Below are 15,662 nucleotides of genomic sequence, written 5' to 3'. Positions count from 1 at the left end.
TTACTCCTTCCAATGTGGCTCTTCTTTAGCTGAAGAATTAATGGAGTGCAAACCTCATAAGCGGTGGTTTTTTCCCCAAGGGCTACAGGCTCTATCCCTTATACAGTCTAGTTTTTAGCCTCCTTGTCACCCCTTAAGGTTTTAAAGCTGCTGTAGGACATGGGACGCTATTGAGCTTTGGCGTTAAACTTGAGCGATCGCAAGACAATTATGCGTTCGGGATAACTGAATTCTAGCATTTCATACCATTTCTCTTTAATCTTGCAACTAATCGATCCCTGAGAGACAAGGGGCTGGGGCCCCTTTTTAAAGCGCATCATCATAGAGAAATGGTATCAGAGATTTCCTCAGCATATCGGGGTTTGCTAGAGCAACCGATTTTGACGGGGAGAGGCGATCGCCGCTTACAGCAGAGTCCAAAGCCAGCGATCGCTCCTTATAACGCCAATTCTACGGATTTATGACTCGAAAAATTTAGCCAATTCTTGAGTCAAAGTATCCACCATCGTTTGGTCTTTAGCTATCTCTGTAGCTGCTTCCTGGGCAATAGTAGCGGCTTCTTCCGGGGGCAAATTCACTAATTCAACCAACTTTTTATACGCTTCTTCCTCTTCAGCATTAATCAAATCTTCATCAGGAGTACGGGCGCTAGAGGCAATTACTTGATACCCCAATTTCAAGGCAACTTTACGCTCTTCAACGGTCTCTAACTTCGGAATTAACTCCTCTAGAGGCAGATTTTGCATCATATAATCCCGTAACTCTTGTTTAAGTGCCTCCTGTTGCGTTGAATTTCCGGGAGCGAACAACTGACTAAAGCGATCGAGCATCACATCCACTTCTTCCGTGGCTAACTCCCCATCAGACCACGCCATGGCCGTAACCACACGCAATACATTCATCTGACGGGGCGTAATGGGAGGAGGGGGTGGGGGTTGCACAGCCATAAGGTCTCCTTTTGGTGGTGAGTTATAATTTCACATTATTACCATAATCGAGAAAGTATAGGCAATTGGGGAGGCAAAAGGCAAGAAGCAAGAGGGAAAACCCGGTTTTCCTATTCCCTATTCCCTATTCCCTATTCCCTCTAATTCAGGGTCGAAACCATGGCTGCCACCAACTGATCTGGATTTACGGCAAAGGGAAGATGATGGATATCCGAAGATGCAGCACAGGCGATCGCCGCAGCTTGCCGTAATTGAGCTAATGTTACCTCCGCTAAACCCAAGTCTTCTAAGGTTTTGGGTAAACCAATTTGATCGTAAAACTGAATCAACTGTTGGCGAGCAGAGAGAGCTAAATGATTATTTTGAATCATTTCTTCTAGGCGCAGTTGCACCAAAATGCCATAGGCAACTTTCTCCCCATGGAGGGTCTTATGATTGGTGCAAATATGAGTTAAACCATTATGTACGGCATGGGCTGCTACGGTGCGACATTGAGCGCCCCCCAAGCCGCCACTCACTCCCGCCATCAACACGCAAGCATCGACAATTTGTTGCCAGGTCTCACTTCCAGGATTTTGCAGTCCTTCTAGGGAATGTTGCAGAAGGATATCGCGCAGAACTCTAGCTTGTTGCACGGCTGCGATAATTAAAGTTTGTTCCGAATGACCGCTACTCACAGAAGATTCATACCATTTGGCGATCGCATCTCCAATTCCGGCGACTAATGTCCGCTTCGGAGCAGTGAGCATCAGATTGTAGTCCAGGATCAGCAGATCGGGACAGCGCTCTAGAGGAACATCATAGAGAAATGCCCCCCGATCAGAATAGACATTCGAGAGAGCAGTCCAAGCGGCACAGGTTGCTCCAGAAGTGGGTAGGGTGGCGATCGCCAAATGGCATTGATGGGCAACCAGTTTAGCCGTATCTAAGGCTTTACCCCCACCGACACCAATAATAAAATCAGCTTGATGATCGGCTACCGCTTGACGTAGGGTTTCTAAAGAGGTTTCGCTACAGTCCGGGAGATAGGAAGCCGTTTGAGCCGTTAACCCTTGGTCTTGAAGAACGGGAAATAGACGCTCTTTAATCGCATTCAAAGAGCGATCGCCCCCGATTACCAAGGGACGCTGACCTAAAGCCGCTAATTCTGGGCCACATTCGTCTAAAATCTGCGATCCTCGGATCGCTCGTGCTGGTGCTACATGAATGGTTATCCGACTGGCTACTGGAGCGATCGAGCGCAGCAAAGTTGTAGAGTCAGAAGTTAATGGGGTGGATTGGATCATCTATAGCATCTCCTAATTAAGAAGGATTTAAAGTCTGAAGTAGGTTTAGTTGTTGTTGGTTAATTTCTACTTTAATGTCTCGATCTTCCTGATAGACCGATTGTTTAGCTTTTCCTAAATAGATCGGTTCGGATATTTGGGGTTCGGGGTGGATAATAGTGCGTGCCAGTACAGTAGGGAGATCGCCCTCTGTTGTTGGTCGCCCATAGGAAAAGAGGTTCATGGCTGCTTGTTTAAGAGTTGCTTCTAATTCCGATTCCGTAATTTGGGGCGGTACGGCAATCACGGTATGAGTTGCGCCATTGTCGAACACCAGAGAGTAACGCACTGCTCCGGGAACGACGGTTCGGGTAAAGGGAACTAAGCTTAAGGCAAATACACTGACGGTTAAGACCACCATAAACGAACTCACACCAACAAAGCGAAAGCGAAACCCCCACTTGAAGATAAAGCAAAGGACGGTAAAGGCAATAGTGACTCCAGTGGCGATCGCAAACCATTCTGAAGCCTGTAAAAAATCTGCGGTTGTGGGCATGGCAATGTTATCTTAAGTTACGTTTAGCCAAGAGTTATAATACAGCGCATTCCGCTATCGCGGACATGAATGCGCTGGGGAATAGGGAAAGGCTGTAGGGGCTTGCATATTTTTCGCCCCTACTCAGGAGTGTTTTTCTGAACGGGAGATCGAGCGTGTTGGAGTGGTTAAGTGCAATTCCCCTAGCCTTGTGGTTAGATCGAGCAGGATTAGAAGATGTTTTGCAGATCCCAGTTACTTGGCAACAAAATACGTCTCGCTGGGTTCTGCATTCCGATCGAGGGGTTAATCTAACCGAGTTGATCGACCCTTATCTGAACAGTTGGAGTCAAAAAAGTCTCGGTCAAAGCTATCAGGGCCTATGGCTACAATCAGGAGAACAAGTTTTATTTGAGCATCAGGGGACCACTCTTTTTTCTGGCGCTTCTTTAACCAAGGTGGCAACCACGTTAGCCGCTCTGAAGGAGTGGGGCCCCTATCATCAGTTTACGACTCAAGTGGCGATCGCCGGTGAAATCAACGATGGTGTGGTTGAAGGAGATTTAGTGATTATTGGAGGTGGCGATCCGCTCTTAGTCTGGCAAGAGGCGATCGCGATCGGTCAACAACTTCATGAATTAGGAATTACCGAAGTAACAGGCGATTTAATCATTACTGGCCCCCTGTGGATGAATTATGAAACCGATCCAGCAACGGTGGGGGCACTCTTCTATCGCAGTATGAATGCTCATCTCTGGAGTAGCTATATAGAAAATCAGTATCGCAGTTTACCCCATGATTTACCGCGTCCCCAAGTGGCGATCGCCGGTTCCATTCGCTCCCAGGAGCTACCCCCAGCTAACTTAACTCCAGTGTTGCGTCATCAGTCCCTCGCCCTCCTGGACATCCTCAAACGACTGAATGTTCATAGTCACAATTTCTTGGCCGAAACTCTAGCCGAATCCCTAGGAGGAGAGGATCGAATTGAAGAGATGGCGGCTGGTTTTGCCGGTATTCCCTCGGATGAAATTTACCTGATCAATGGATCGGGATTGGGAGTCGATAACCGGATGTCTCCCCGGGCTTCCGTCTTATTACTGATGGCAATACAGCGGTATTTACAGTTTTATGACCTCAGTATTGCCCATGTTTTTCCGGTGGTCGGTTATGATGGAGGAACCATTAGCGATCGCCAGCCTCCTCAGTATAGTATCGTTAAAACCGGTACATTATCAACCGTCAGTGCTTTAGCTGGAGTCATTTTTACCCGCGATCGGGGTTTAGTTTGGTTTAGTATTATGAATCAAGGCTGGGATATTGAAGGCTTTCGCGTGCAACAGGATGAATTATTGCGCCAATTAGCTCAAAATTGGGGAGGTGTTAACGCTCCTCCAGAAACCCTACACCCTAAAACCCAGCTTGCTTCATCTCTACGGACTCTTGGGGATTTCTCCCGTCATCAAATCCTTTGGTAAAATAGCAGTCAATCTGCTATTACCGATTACCCATTACCAGCGCGTAGCACTATAATTCTATGGGACGCAAAGCTAAACTCAAACATCAACGCCATCAACCCCAGACTCCAAAACCTCAGCCGGAGTCTGTCCCTTTAGACACGACCGATTTTGTCCAAGACCTGCAACAACAAGGCTATCAATTCAAAGAGAGTGTAACTGCACCAGAGATTCCCCAGGATCAGATTAAACCGCAGTTATGAAAAATTGACAGATTGTCTTGCCTTGAACTTATGTCTAAAATGATTGACCACGATCGTTTATTTAAAGAATTGCTCTCAACGTTTTTTGTTGAATTCCTTGAATTGTTCTTCCCTCAAGTCATCGATTATATAGACACTCAATCCATTATTTTACTGGATAAGGAAGTATTTACTGATGTCACCGAAGGAGAGAAACACGAAAGCGATTTAATTGCACAAGTCAAATTTCGCGGAAAGCCCTCTTATTTTCTCATTCATGTAGAAGCACAAGCCAGTTCACAAAAAGACTTTGAGCGACGAATGTTTGTCTATTTTTCTCGCTTACATGAAAAATTTGCCCTACCCGTTTATCCCATTGTCATCTTCTCCTACAATATCCCTCTCAAGGAAGCCAAAAATAAATATCAAGTCACCTTTCCTGATTTGAAGGTTTTAGAATTTAAGTATCAGGTTGTGCAACTCAATCGTCTCAATTGGCGAGACTTCCTCAATCAGCCAAATCCCATCGCTTCTGCTTTGATGGCTAAAATGAGAATTGACCCCCAAGATAGACCCAAAGTCAAGGCCCAATGTTTACGATTATTAACGACTTTGAAGCTAGATCCAGCCCGGATGCAGTTAATCTCAGGATTTGTGGATACTTATCTCAAGCTGAATACTTCAGAAGAGATAAAATTTGAACAGGAAATTCGCACATTTACTCAACCCGAACAGGAGGCAGGTATGGAAATTATCACCAGTTGGATGGAAAAAGGTATCGAACGAGGCATCGATCAAGGATTGATGCGAGAGAAAGAATTAATTATCCGTCTGATTAAGCGTAAATTAGGCGAGATTGATTCTGAACTGGAAACGGAAATTAAAGCCTTAGAAATTGATCGAGTAGAAGCGTTGGGAGAAGCCTTACTCGACTTTAATTGTGTTGACGATTTAATCGCCTGGTTCAACCAAATGTAGGAATAATCGGTTTCCCAGCACCGATTACCTAGCACGTTTGATGTTGGCGAAGCCGAAAGCGCTTTAAGGATGAGTGAGAGGATTGCCGACAACGTTGGACTGCGGTGAAATTGGAGTTTTAGCGGTTCCAGTATAGAGTTGGGTCTCTTGATCTAAAACCGAAATTACGTTTTGATAACTGAGTTCACATTGGGCTAAAGAATCGCCGATATTGGTTAATCCCAGTTTGCCAAATTCAGACAAGGTTCCCATTAAATGAAATACGGTTCCGGTTTCAGTTCCCGTGTCAAAATGAAGATTATGATGGGCGATAATATCGATTAAATCATGGGGCAATAATCCTTGATAACGTTTGTTTTTCAAATTGTCGGTCGCTAGATAGTATTTCGGCCGCCCTTTTTGGCTATAAAATAAGCCATCCTCAGAATTATAAAAGCCTCCGGTCAAATATTGTAAAGTCATAAATGGATGGGTTGTGCCTCCACAGCGCAGATTGATTTCAATGGCAAATACATCCCAATCGGAAGAAGCCTTATCTCCAGAAGGAACGACGATAAAATCAATGGCAAAACGCTCTAAAGCTCCTTTTTCGGCTAAGTTTTGGCCAATTAAGCGGCCAAATTTCTGGATTTTAAGGCGATAGGCTTCGTCGGCGGGAAATTGACACCCTAGATAAATTTGTCCATCAGGACCGCCTAAAATTTGGTCATGGGTGGAGAGGATTTCTACGGTTCCTAAGGGGGTGATTTGGGCTTGGACACTGGGCGATCGCTTTTTGTCTCCTTCAATAAAGGCTTCGACAATAGCGCCTAATTCGGGAATACGGGAGCTAAAGCTGGGCCAGGTTTCTCCAGGGCCTTGAAATCTGAGATCCTGAAACTGGTTTTTAATGGCGCGGACGCGATCGCCATGGGAAGCCTTTCCCGGTTGATAATCAGCAATGGGAGTTAAATGGAGTAAGGCATTGCCTTCACCAGAAAAGCCTTCATTGAGCTTAATAACCATGCGCTTTAGATGGGGTTGTCGCTCCCATAACTCGGCGGATGCTTCGGCTAAGTCTGGGCAGTTCCACACAGAATAACAGCCATCGGGATGGGGAATGTTACATTGGGCAAAAATTTCTCGACTGCCCGATTTTGTGCCCCAATAGAGTAAATTGGGATCGCAAGCAAACAGGGGAAGTTGCAATCTGACGGATAATTCCCGTTCCCAGGAGGTGGAATTAAAACACACCATATAGGATCGAGGGGAACGGAGCGATCGCCGAATTCGTTCGATCAGACGGGGACGGTCTAAAATTTTTTCTGTTAGAGATTTACAGGAGCGATCGTAAGCGGAGAAGAGTAACAGGCGATCTCTAGCATGGGAAAAGGGAATACCGGGTAAAAGATGGAGATAATAATCAATAATAATCTCTGGTAGGGGTTCGGAGGTGACATAAACGAGGCGAGTGTGAGGATTTTTTAATCGAATCAGAGAAAAGAGCATCCGCTCTTCGTAGTGCATTACCCCTTCGACTTTCTGAAGTTCTTGTTGATCTAAGGTCAGAGACGGAATAACCAAGATATCATAATCATCAGGTTCGCTTAGGTGCGAAGTCTGCCAAGTCGGGGGGATAAAACTCCGTTTCACTGGCGCGATCGCACTTTGATCGACCCTTTGAGGTAACTCACAACTTTGATGGGAGAGTGAATTTCGCCATTGAGTTTGAAGATATTGAAATTCCTCAATGACATCTGGTCGATCTTTACATTCGATGACGTGGTTAGAGTGGTGCATGAGGTTAACCCCACGATAAGGTCTAAACAATAGAACCTTATCAGATCGGATGTCTGCTATTTGATGAATAATCTTTGAGCAACTTTTGAGCAACGACCCACCCTTTTACACTTAAGTCCTTTCTGTCGATCCCAGGTGAATTATGATCATCGAAGATGAAGAACTGCGGCAACTTTATAAGGTCTCTAGCGAGGAACACCTGCAAAATCTAGAGGCAGGTATTTTGCACTTAGAGCAACACCCAGAGGATGGGGAAAAACTTCAAGAAGTGCTGCGAGAAGCTCATACCCTCAAAGGAGACTCGCGCATGTTGGGGGTGAAGGAGGTGGAATCTCTGGCCCATCAAATCGAGCAAGTGGTGGGTAAACTTAAAGAGGATAGTACCGTACTTCAGGGAGGAATGGGCGATCGCCTCTACTATGGTTTAGATGCCATGGGCAAAATTGCCCAGGAAGCAGTCACTGGTGAGCCTTCAGGCATTCAAGGCTATAAAGTGTTGGCGGTGCTTATGGGAGCGAATATCCCCGAAAGCCTTACTTTTCAAGCTGAAACCCAGCCAGAGCAACCCCTAGAGCCAGAAGAAGCAGCCTCGGAACCCAAAACCGAACCAGAGGAGCCAATCGAGCCAGAAGAAGCAGTATCTGCGATGGAGGTCTCCCTTCCCGAACCGGAGTCGAAACCCCAGCCAGAGGAGCCACCAGCACCACCAGAAGTGCCATCTGCACCGGAGGTCTCCCTTCCCGAACCAGAACCCGTAGTACAGGAGCCACAAGAGCCTGTAGAACCCATCTCCGTTTCCCCGCGTCCCCCTGTCCCCGCGTCCCCATCTCCCCCACCCGTTCCTCAACAGACAGCCTCAAAGCAGGACGCACCGATAGTCAGATCTAAATATCGAATTGAGAGTGTGCGGGTTCCAACTCAAAATCTAGATGATTTGATGACGCAAACGGGAGAGTTAACAGTCAGTAAAATCCGCATGGCTCACCATATCAATACGATGAATGATATGGTCAATTTGTGGGAAGAGTGGAACCGGCAAACCTATGGCAATCTGGGTTTTGAGCAGAGTCTGGATAAGTTGCAAGCGCTCAAAAAACGCCATGAAGAGTATTTAGAAGAGATGGGGAAACTGTTAAATCAGTTGCGATCGCGAGCCTCCGAAGATGTAGCTCGCTTAGAGGCGATCGCCAATCAACTCGATTCTGGCATTCGCACCCTACGCCTGTTGCCATTATCCACCATTTTTAACCTGTTTCCACGTTTAGTTCGCGATTTAGCCAAACAACAAGGAAAACAAGTTAACTTAATTCTTGAAGGTGCAGAAACGAAAGCCGATAAACGCATTTTAGAAGAAATGAAAGACCCTTTAATGCACATGATCCGTAATAGTATCGATCATGGCATTGAAACTCCTGATGAACGTATTGCTCAAGGCAAACCAGCCCAAGCAACGATTCATCTTAGAGGATCTCAAATTGGCAATAGTATTATTATTGAACTTGAGGATGACGGTCAAGGCTTAAACCTTGACTACATTAAACACACAGCTAAAGAAAAAGGATTACGGCGACCTGAAGAACTTGAAGCCATGACCGATCAACAAATTCAATCTCTCATTTTTGCCCCTGGTTTTTCCACTCGACAGTTCGTAACCGAAGTTTCTGGACGCGGTGTTGGCTTAGATGTGGTGCGTACCAATGTTGAACATTTGAAGGGAAATATTCATGTTGAATCGACTCCCGGTAAAGGGTGTAAGTTTACCATTCAACTGAGTACCAGTTTAGCCACGGCTTCCGTGTTATTGGTCTCAGTTCAGGATTCAACCTATGCCATTCCGGTGGAATTTGTGAAGACCACTTTGTTGATTCCAGAGCATCAAATCTTTGCGATCGAAGGTCGAGATACTTATGCAATGGGAGATCGGCCGATTTCTATTGCTAGACTCGAAGAAATTTTAGAATTATCCTCTTCTTCTGAATCTGAGTCTGAGTCATACATCCCTAAAACGAGGGAACTTTTGCCTTGTCTTATTCTACAAGTCGGGCAAGAATTATTAGGAGTAATTGTGGATGAGTTGCTCGATCAACAGGATATTATTCTTAAACCCCAAAGTCGATTACTGCAACGGGTACGTAATATCTCCGGGGCGACTATCTTAGGCACGGGGGAAGTCTGTATGGTTTTAAATCCCCAAGATTTAATCAAGTCAGTCCAGAAGAGAAATCTCCAACGTAAAATTCAGTCGTCACAGGTAGTAAAACAAAAAGAAGAGCATCGAAAATCAGCCGTTTTATTATTAGCAGAAGATTCGATCGCCACCCGCACCCAAGAAAAACGAATTTTGGAAAGTGCCGGTTATGAGGTGGTCACAGCGGTGGATGGCTTGGATGCTTATAATAAGCTCAGAGGTCGTCATTTTGATGGTGTGATTTCTGATGTGCAAATGCCCAATTTAGATGGATTATCATTAGCGGCTAAAATTCGGGAGCATAAGGAATATGCCGATTTACCGATTATTTTAGTCACGTCTTTGGCTTCCGATGAAGATAAACATCGGGGCGCAGAAGCTGGGGCAAGTGCTTATTTAACGAAGGGAGGGTTTAGTCAGGAGTTGTTATTAGAAACAGTACGGCGTTTGGTGTAGATGTTTCCTTCTCTCTTACGGGAGCAGGGGAAAAACGGGTTTACCCATTACCTATTACCAATGCAAAGCGCTATGTTACTGGACTTCAACCATTTTAGTTACATTAATCAAGGTCTTATCGCCGCGTTTAAGTTGATATTCCCCGCGCCAAGTTCCTGGAATCAGGGGGCGATCGCGGGTATTTTTCTTACCAGCATAGGCTAAAATGATGCGATTGGGGCGATCGCGCACTCTTGTTCCATCACTAACCACCTGACCCTGGGGATCGATGACCCGCAACTGTTCCTCATCTCCTTGCAACCCCCCAAACCCATGCACCCAAAACACCAAAGCCTCCCCTTGTACCGATAACTGCTCGTCACGAAACTCACCCGACCATACCTGATCGAGATCCGGCACTTCAGTAGCAAACCCCGCTCGAATTAACCCCGTCGGTTGATACTCAATATCCGTACTCCAGAGGGAAGTCCCCGAAACATTACATCCCGGCTCCGCTTCCGGCCCCACAAACGGATCGACCACATTCCCCTGATACCGCACTGTCAAATGCACATGGGGAAACGAAGACTCTCCCGAAGACCCAACCATTCCCAACACCGTGCCTGTTTGTACCTCCGTTCCCGGTTGCACTGCCACACTCCCCTGGCGTAAATGACAATATTGGGTTTCCCAACCCTGGCCATGATCGATGACCATACCATTGCCACAATTAATCCCTTCAATCGCCTCTAAATCTGCCGGAGATGTAATCCGCCTATCTTCGATCCCATCCCGTACCCGTAACACTCGCCCAGGAGCAGCCGCCAGAACCGGTACACCTTGCTGCATTGCCCATTCATCCGGAATCCCAAAATCCGTTCCAGAATGACCATCATCCGTCATCCGGCCACATCCCACATCCACATAACCTGGCCCTGGATCGCGGTCTACATAGCGCAGAATATAACAGTCCTCTCCTAAAGAACACTGAATCGGTTGGGCAAATTTCGGCCAAGTTTGAGTTTGGGCCTGACTATTGCCATTTAATAGGCTACAACTGGTAAATAGGATTACGCCTACAACCATCAGCAATATTGTGGATACACGGTTGAGTCTTAAGAGCTTCATAACCAAAATCAGGGTCTAAGTGCGGTAAGATACAAATTATTCCTACAATTATACTCTCCGTCCTAATCTCATGACCCAATCTGCACTCCAGAGAGCTTGGTTATCTCTTCCCGAACAGGCTTCAGAATCTAGTGTTAACCAAAATTTTATACCTATTTTCTTAGATTTCCTAGGATTTACTCAACATGAATATTGTTGTGAATATTATATTGGTAGAGGTAAGCATAAGGTTGATTTTGCCGCTCGTAAAAACACGGGCACTGATAAATTCTCTCAAACTCGCCAAGACCCCTTTTTAATCATTGAAAGTAAAGGACGGCATATTAATTTTATGCATAAAACGCCCTATAAAAAGACTGTCGATCAACTCAAGTATTATCTAGCTTCTGAAGCAACTTATTGTCAGTCTGTGCACTGGGGTATAATTACGAATGGAGATTATATTCAATTATTTCGCAAGCATGGCAAGGTTGTATTTCCGGTGACAAAACTGATTCAACTAAATGCAGAGAATATCGATCAAAAAATTGCTAATATCAAACAACACATAGAAGTGCCGACAAGAGCATTATTTATTGCTCTCTATAATAATAAAGGTGGAGTGGGAAAAACCACAACTACCATTAATCTGGCCGCTACTCTAAATGGAGTCTATCATAAAAAAGTTTTAGTGGTTGACTTCGATCCTAATCAGAGAGATCTGAGCAAAAACTTAGCGATTAAAGCGGCATCAGAATCTTTATCTGATTGCTTAGAGGACTACAGAAACCATCACATTGTCAATGCTATCTCGACCTATAGAGTGAAATATCGTCAGGGAAAAGAATATGGGTTTGATGTCATTCCCGCCGATCAAAAATTTCTGCATCTAAAAGAGCAAGAATTGACGGCGAAGGTAACGAGAGGTAGATTAAGTCAGTTGTTACATTCATTGAAAAATGAATACGATTACATTATTATTGATGCACCAACGAATTGGAAAATTTTTAGTCAAGAAGCCATCATTACCACAGATGTTGTGTTAATGCCGACTCAGCATAATAATCTGGCCTCTTTAGAAAATGCAGCTATGGCAATATCGGAGTTGTTTCCAGAAGTTGGCAGACAAAAACGGGAAATATTTTTTCCTGATTGTGCCGATCCAATTGCTTTACCCATTTTTTACAATCAAGGCAGTGCAAAAATTCCAGAGCCTCAGAAAGTTCAAGCACAGAAAGCGATTGAAGAAATTATTGATAGATATCACAAGCAATTGGGATTAAATCTCTTTCCTTATTTCTTTCCTAAATATAAGCGATCGACGCAAAATAGGGATGTTTTTACCGTGAATAACTATGCTTATATTGCGAACGGTGCTTTTGCTAGAAAACCAGGGGTTTATCTGCATAAAACTGTTTTGGAGAGTTACAAAAAGTTAGTGAGGGAGTATTTTATCTAATGCAACAGGAAATTGGCGCTCTAATGTACCTTTATTTAGAGGAAATTGAACCGGGAGAACCGGTAAGGATGCATGAGTTTCTGATTAAAGAGACTGCGAAGGCAGTCAGTCAGGCAGGCGATCGCAATTGGCTCCCTATTGTCGTCAAACAAATCGGTCAAGATAGCTACCAAGTTATCAGTAATATGTTCGCCTATGCCGTCGCTGAAGAAGCGGGTTTAGAGAAAGTCTGGTGTATCATTGCCGATGATTCAGAAGCGACTCAAACTGCCTCTGAGCTACTGTCTCAAGAGCGCTTACCGAAAATAGACTTAGCCACGGCAACGGTTGACGACATTCAACGAGGATTAGATTACTTAATCCATCGTGAAGTTAATCCCTTAAAAGGAGTAAAATTTGCGGTTGCCACTAACCGTATTTTTGAAGCACCTCGCCACCATTGGCAGTCGAGTTTAATGGAGGTGACGAAGCTCAAGTGTGGCATCACCAAAGGGGCAAAGTTGAATGTATTTAAGGAAGTCTTCTATCTCTGTGCTCAACCCACTCCTACTGTAGAGGAAGCACAAGCCGAGATTCAGACAACCGATCTGAAGAGTTTGACGGTTACTGAATTGAAAAAAATCGCTAAAGAACGGGGATTATCAGGTTATTCTAAATTGAAGAAGGCGGAGTTAATTGAGTTGTTAAAAACGTAAGTGGCGATGCTTTTAATTCAGGAGTTGATTGAGTTTCGTAATCGCCTCTATTAAGATTGAAGCGGCGCGATCGCTCTCAGTTTCTGTAGTAAATTTACCGAGGCTGATTCGTAGCGCTCCGTCAATCTCAGTTTCTGGCAATTGCATGGCTCGGAGAACGTGGGAGGGGGCTGGGGTTCCGGAAGAACAGGCTGCTCCGGTGGAGATGGCGAGTTGATGACGGATTCTAGAAATAATGGCGCTGTTAGGAATATGGGGAATGGAAATGTGCAAGTTTCCGGCTAAACGGTGGTGGATGTCGCCGTTGACGATCAGGTTGGGGATATTTTCGGCGAGCAGAGATTGGAGGCGATCGCGGTTTTGGGCGATTCTGGTTTCATCTTCTTCCATTTCCTGGTAGCGTAAGGCACAGGCTTCTCCTAAACCGACAATACCGGGGGTGTTCAGGGTTCCGGGACGGATGTCTCGCTCTTGCCCTCCCCCATGAAGCAGGGAATGGAGGGAATAACGGGGACGGATGACCAATGCGCCAATGCCTTTGGGAGCGTAGAGTTTATGACCGGAAATAGCGAGATAGGTGATTCCCCAGTCGGAGAAGTTGATGGGAATTTTACCGACGGCTTGAGAGCCATCACAGAACCAGGGGACAGAATGGTTTTGGGCTATTTGACCGATGGTTTGTAGGGGGTAAATGGTTCCGACTTCGTTATTGGCTGCCATGAGGCACAGGAGATCGGCTCCTTGGGAACAGAGGTGTTCGAGCTGTTCTAAGTCAATTCGCGCTTGGCGATCGACTTTGAGCCACTCAATTTCCACCCGTCCATGGTCTTCCAAGGCTTTGCAAGTGTCTAAAACGGCTTTGTGTTCAACGGGAGAAACAATGAGACGAGGTGGATGCCAATCCGTACACTTGGGAAAGTGCCCTTGAATGGCTAGATTGATGCTTTCGGTGGCTCCAGAGGTAAAGATGATGTCTTTGGGGGTAGCCTGGACGAGTTGAGCGATTTGTTTACGCGCTCTTTTCACGGCTTTTGCAGCTTCGTCACCATAGTGATGATCGATACTGCTGGCGTTCCCGAAGCTGGTGGTCATGGTTTCGAGGATGCGATCGGCGATGCGGCGATCGACCGGTGTTGTCGCCTGATAATCAAGGTAAATTGCTCGATCATTTTGCTTCATTGTCATACACCCATCCCTGGCTAAATCCTTGTAAACTCGCCAAACCGATCAAAGGGTTGATCGTGCGTTCATAAGCATGGCTTAAAATCTCTAAGTTTAATAAATCCTCGCCCTGACTGACTTTGAGTTCAGCAATAAAAGACTCGGTATACTTGAGCCATTTGTCTCTGGGATAGTTCTGGTGAGAGACCGTTAGCCCTAAATGTTGTAATGCAACAAATTTATCAAAATATTCTGGTGCAGGCAAGTGATTAGACTTAGCCGAGTTAACCGAGGGGAGGGTTGGAATCAGATTCCAAAGGCGATCGTGAGCGACAAATGACCAAGGCAAATAATGATCCAGAGAAATCTGATTGGGATCTAATCGAGTCTGAGAGTAAATACAGTTTACTTCTTGATTGGTTAAAACCGTTTTCCAGTAATTCTTCTGTTGGGTCAGTGAATCACGTTGTTGAGGCATAAACAGCTTATTCACCACATTGGGAATATTCGGGTTACGTGCCTGCATATACTTTAACCATTCCCAAGAGACCCAGCCCCAAACTATGGCATAATTATCCTGAAAATATTTGACCCAATTAGGATATAAAATGATAGCATTACAATCTTTTAGTTCTTCAGCATCAAAGCAATATAAAGGATTTTTGAGATTAAACTCTGCTTTCGCTAACTGGATAATTGTGGCGTTAACTTGGGCATCTTTAATGGCTCTCGTCTCTTGCTCGAAGAAAGGACGAATTAACCGATAAGGGACATAACGACTGATAAAAGCCACAATATCATCTATATTTTGCGCTGAAATAGTTTGACGCAATAACTGTTTATCCGTATCGGTAAATCTTAAAATTGGATTAGTAATGTCCAATTGAAGGGTATCTAATTTGTTTGCGATCCGATCTTGTGTACCAAACGAGAGCTTAAAATATTGATGAGAATACCACGCATTTGCCAACATCTCAATTACAAGCTCTCGAAACCTAACCGATTCTGTCGGATCAAAATCACGTCTTTTCAGAATATCCAGAATTGACAAAAACCATAAATACTTATAAGAATTTGTGGTTGAGTTGAATAATCCTGATAATGCAGCAATATTGAGTTGGCTAGAATCCGGTAAGCGATACATAAAATCAACTAATCCCCTATCAGGATAACTCGACCAATTTCTCAGTTCACGATTCATAGTGTGTCCACATTCGGATCACTTTTATTATTTTTTCTTCTGGTAAAATTTGATAAACAAAACGGTGCTGGATATTACAGCGCTTTGCGCTGTTATGATGGACAGTAACAACAATGAGTAAACCAGTTTTTTAACGGTTCAGGATTAATCAACTTTATAGCTACGGATAGGAGGATATCAATCATAGCACTGGTAGTAGGAGCAAAACCTAAGACA

Annotated in this window: 15 protein-coding genes and 1 pseudogene; 7 read left to right on the top strand and 9 right to left on the bottom strand. The window is 44.8% G+C overall.

The window, feature by feature from the left end:
* Positions 1-167 precede the first annotated feature (167 nt).
* The gene (locus J7545_RS08415) at positions 168-323 is read right to left on the bottom strand and encodes a hypothetical protein (RefSeq protein WP_318719436.1); all 156 of its coding nucleotides are present in this window, start codon (positions 321-323) and stop codon (positions 168-170) included.
* A 6-nt stretch (positions 324-329) separates the two neighbouring features.
* On the opposite strand from J7545_RS08415, the gene J7545_RS08410 reads away from it, so the two are divergent.
* Positions 330-464, top strand: a complete 135-nt coding sequence (locus tag J7545_RS08410; protein ID WP_318701928.1) for a hypothetical protein — start codon at positions 330-332, stop codon at positions 462-464.
* On the opposite strand, the gene J7545_RS08405 is transcribed toward J7545_RS08410, so the two are convergent.
* The 3 genes from J7545_RS08405 to J7545_RS08395 all read right to left on the bottom strand — a co-directional run bounded on the left by J7545_RS08405 (position 459) and on the right by J7545_RS08395 (position 2,768).
* A complete protein-coding gene (locus J7545_RS08405; RefSeq protein WP_318701927.1) occupies positions 459-947 on the bottom strand; it encodes a hypothetical protein in 489 nt (162 codons plus the stop codon). The two genes, J7545_RS08410 and J7545_RS08405, sit on opposite strands and share 6 nt — an antisense overlap.
* Positions 948-1,087: 140 nt before the next feature.
* Positions 1,088-2,233: an iron-containing alcohol dehydrogenase family protein gene (locus J7545_RS08400; protein ID WP_318701926.1), complete on the bottom strand. Its 1,146-nt coding sequence runs from the start codon at positions 2,231-2,233 to the stop codon at positions 1,088-1,090.
* Between the two features lie 16 nt (positions 2,234-2,249).
* A complete protein-coding gene (locus J7545_RS08395; RefSeq protein ID WP_318701925.1) occupies positions 2,250-2,768 on the bottom strand; it encodes a Ycf51 family protein in 519 nt (172 codons plus the stop codon).
* A gap of 155 nt (positions 2,769-2,923) precedes the next feature.
* Here J7545_RS08395 and J7545_RS08390 point away from each other — a divergent pair, with 155 nt between their 5' ends.
* From J7545_RS08390 to J7545_RS08380, 3 genes are read left to right on the top strand one after another with little or no spacing between them, the layout of a single operon-like run.
* A complete protein-coding gene (locus J7545_RS08390) occupies positions 2,924-4,222 on the top strand; it encodes a D-alanyl-D-alanine carboxypeptidase (protein ID WP_318701924.1) in 1,299 nt (432 codons plus the stop codon).
* Positions 4,223-4,281: 59 nt separating this feature from the next.
* A complete protein-coding gene (locus tag J7545_RS08385; RefSeq protein ID WP_318701923.1) occupies positions 4,282-4,464 on the top strand; it encodes a hypothetical protein in 183 nt (60 codons plus the stop codon).
* Between the two features lie 30 nt (positions 4,465-4,494).
* Positions 4,495-5,421: a DUF4351 domain-containing protein gene (locus J7545_RS08380; RefSeq protein ID WP_318701922.1), complete on the top strand. Its 927-nt coding sequence runs from the start codon at positions 4,495-4,497 to the stop codon at positions 5,419-5,421.
* A 63-nt stretch (positions 5,422-5,484) separates the two neighbouring features.
* Here the strand turns inward: J7545_RS08380 and J7545_RS08375 are convergent, their stop codons facing one another.
* The gene (locus tag J7545_RS08375) at positions 5,485-7,200 is read right to left on the bottom strand and encodes a peptide ligase PGM1-related protein (protein ID WP_318701921.1); all 1,716 of its coding nucleotides are present in this window, start codon (positions 7,198-7,200) and stop codon (positions 5,485-5,487) included.
* A gap of 142 nt (positions 7,201-7,342) precedes the next feature.
* On the opposite strand from J7545_RS08375, the gene J7545_RS08370 reads away from it, so the two are divergent.
* Positions 7,343-9,844 carry a hybrid sensor histidine kinase/response regulator gene (locus tag J7545_RS08370; RefSeq protein WP_318701920.1) on the top strand — a complete coding sequence of 834 codons (2,502 nt, stop codon included), beginning with the start codon at positions 7,343-7,345 and terminating at the stop codon, positions 9,842-9,844.
* 75 nt (positions 9,845-9,919) lie between these two features.
* Here the strand turns inward: J7545_RS08370 and J7545_RS08365 are convergent, their stop codons facing one another.
* Entirely contained in the window at positions 9,920-10,951 is a 1,032-nt protein-coding gene (locus J7545_RS08365) for a M23 family metallopeptidase (RefSeq protein ID WP_318701919.1), read from the bottom strand.
* A 70-nt stretch (positions 10,952-11,021) separates the two neighbouring features.
* Between J7545_RS08365 and J7545_RS08360 the strand changes: the two genes are divergently transcribed.
* Complete coding sequence (locus tag J7545_RS08360; RefSeq protein ID WP_318701918.1) at positions 11,022-12,389, top strand: AAA family ATPase; 1,368 nt, start codon at positions 11,022-11,024, stop codon at positions 12,387-12,389.
* Positions 12,389-13,084 (top strand): Rho termination factor N-terminal domain-containing protein, encoded by a 696-nt coding sequence (locus J7545_RS08355; protein ID WP_318701917.1) that lies wholly within the window; start codon positions 12,389-12,391, stop codon positions 13,082-13,084. Before J7545_RS08360 ends, J7545_RS08355 begins: the two co-directional genes overlap by 1 nt.
* Positions 13,085-13,096: 12 nt before the next feature.
* On the opposite strand, the gene J7545_RS08350 is transcribed toward J7545_RS08355, so the two are convergent.
* The 3 genes and pseudogenes from J7545_RS08350 to J7545_RS23980 form a co-directional block, all read right to left on the bottom strand.
* On the bottom strand, positions 13,097-14,263 hold the full coding sequence (locus tag J7545_RS08350) for a cysteine desulfurase family protein (RefSeq protein WP_318719435.1): 1,167 nt from the start codon (positions 14,261-14,263) through the stop codon (positions 13,097-13,099).
* Complete coding sequence (locus J7545_RS08345; RefSeq protein WP_318719433.1) at positions 14,250-15,446, bottom strand: HNH endonuclease domain-containing protein; 1,197 nt, start codon at positions 15,444-15,446, stop codon at positions 14,250-14,252. Before J7545_RS08345 ends, J7545_RS08350 begins: the two co-directional genes overlap by 14 nt.
* Positions 15,436-15,534: pseudogene (locus tag J7545_RS23980) on the bottom strand (Txe/YoeB family addiction module toxin); the annotation flags it as partial. The gene J7545_RS08345 and the pseudogene J7545_RS23980, both read right to left, overlap by 11 nt.
* Positions 15,535-15,662 lie beyond the last annotated feature (128 nt).

Source organism: Roseofilum sp. SBFL (assembly GCF_017746885.1).
Lineage (GTDB): Bacteria > Cyanobacteriota > Cyanobacteriia > Cyanobacteriales > Desertifilaceae > Roseofilum.
The sequence above is the reverse complement of the archived record's forward strand: the minus strand, read 5'-3'. Positions and strand labels throughout refer to the sequence as shown.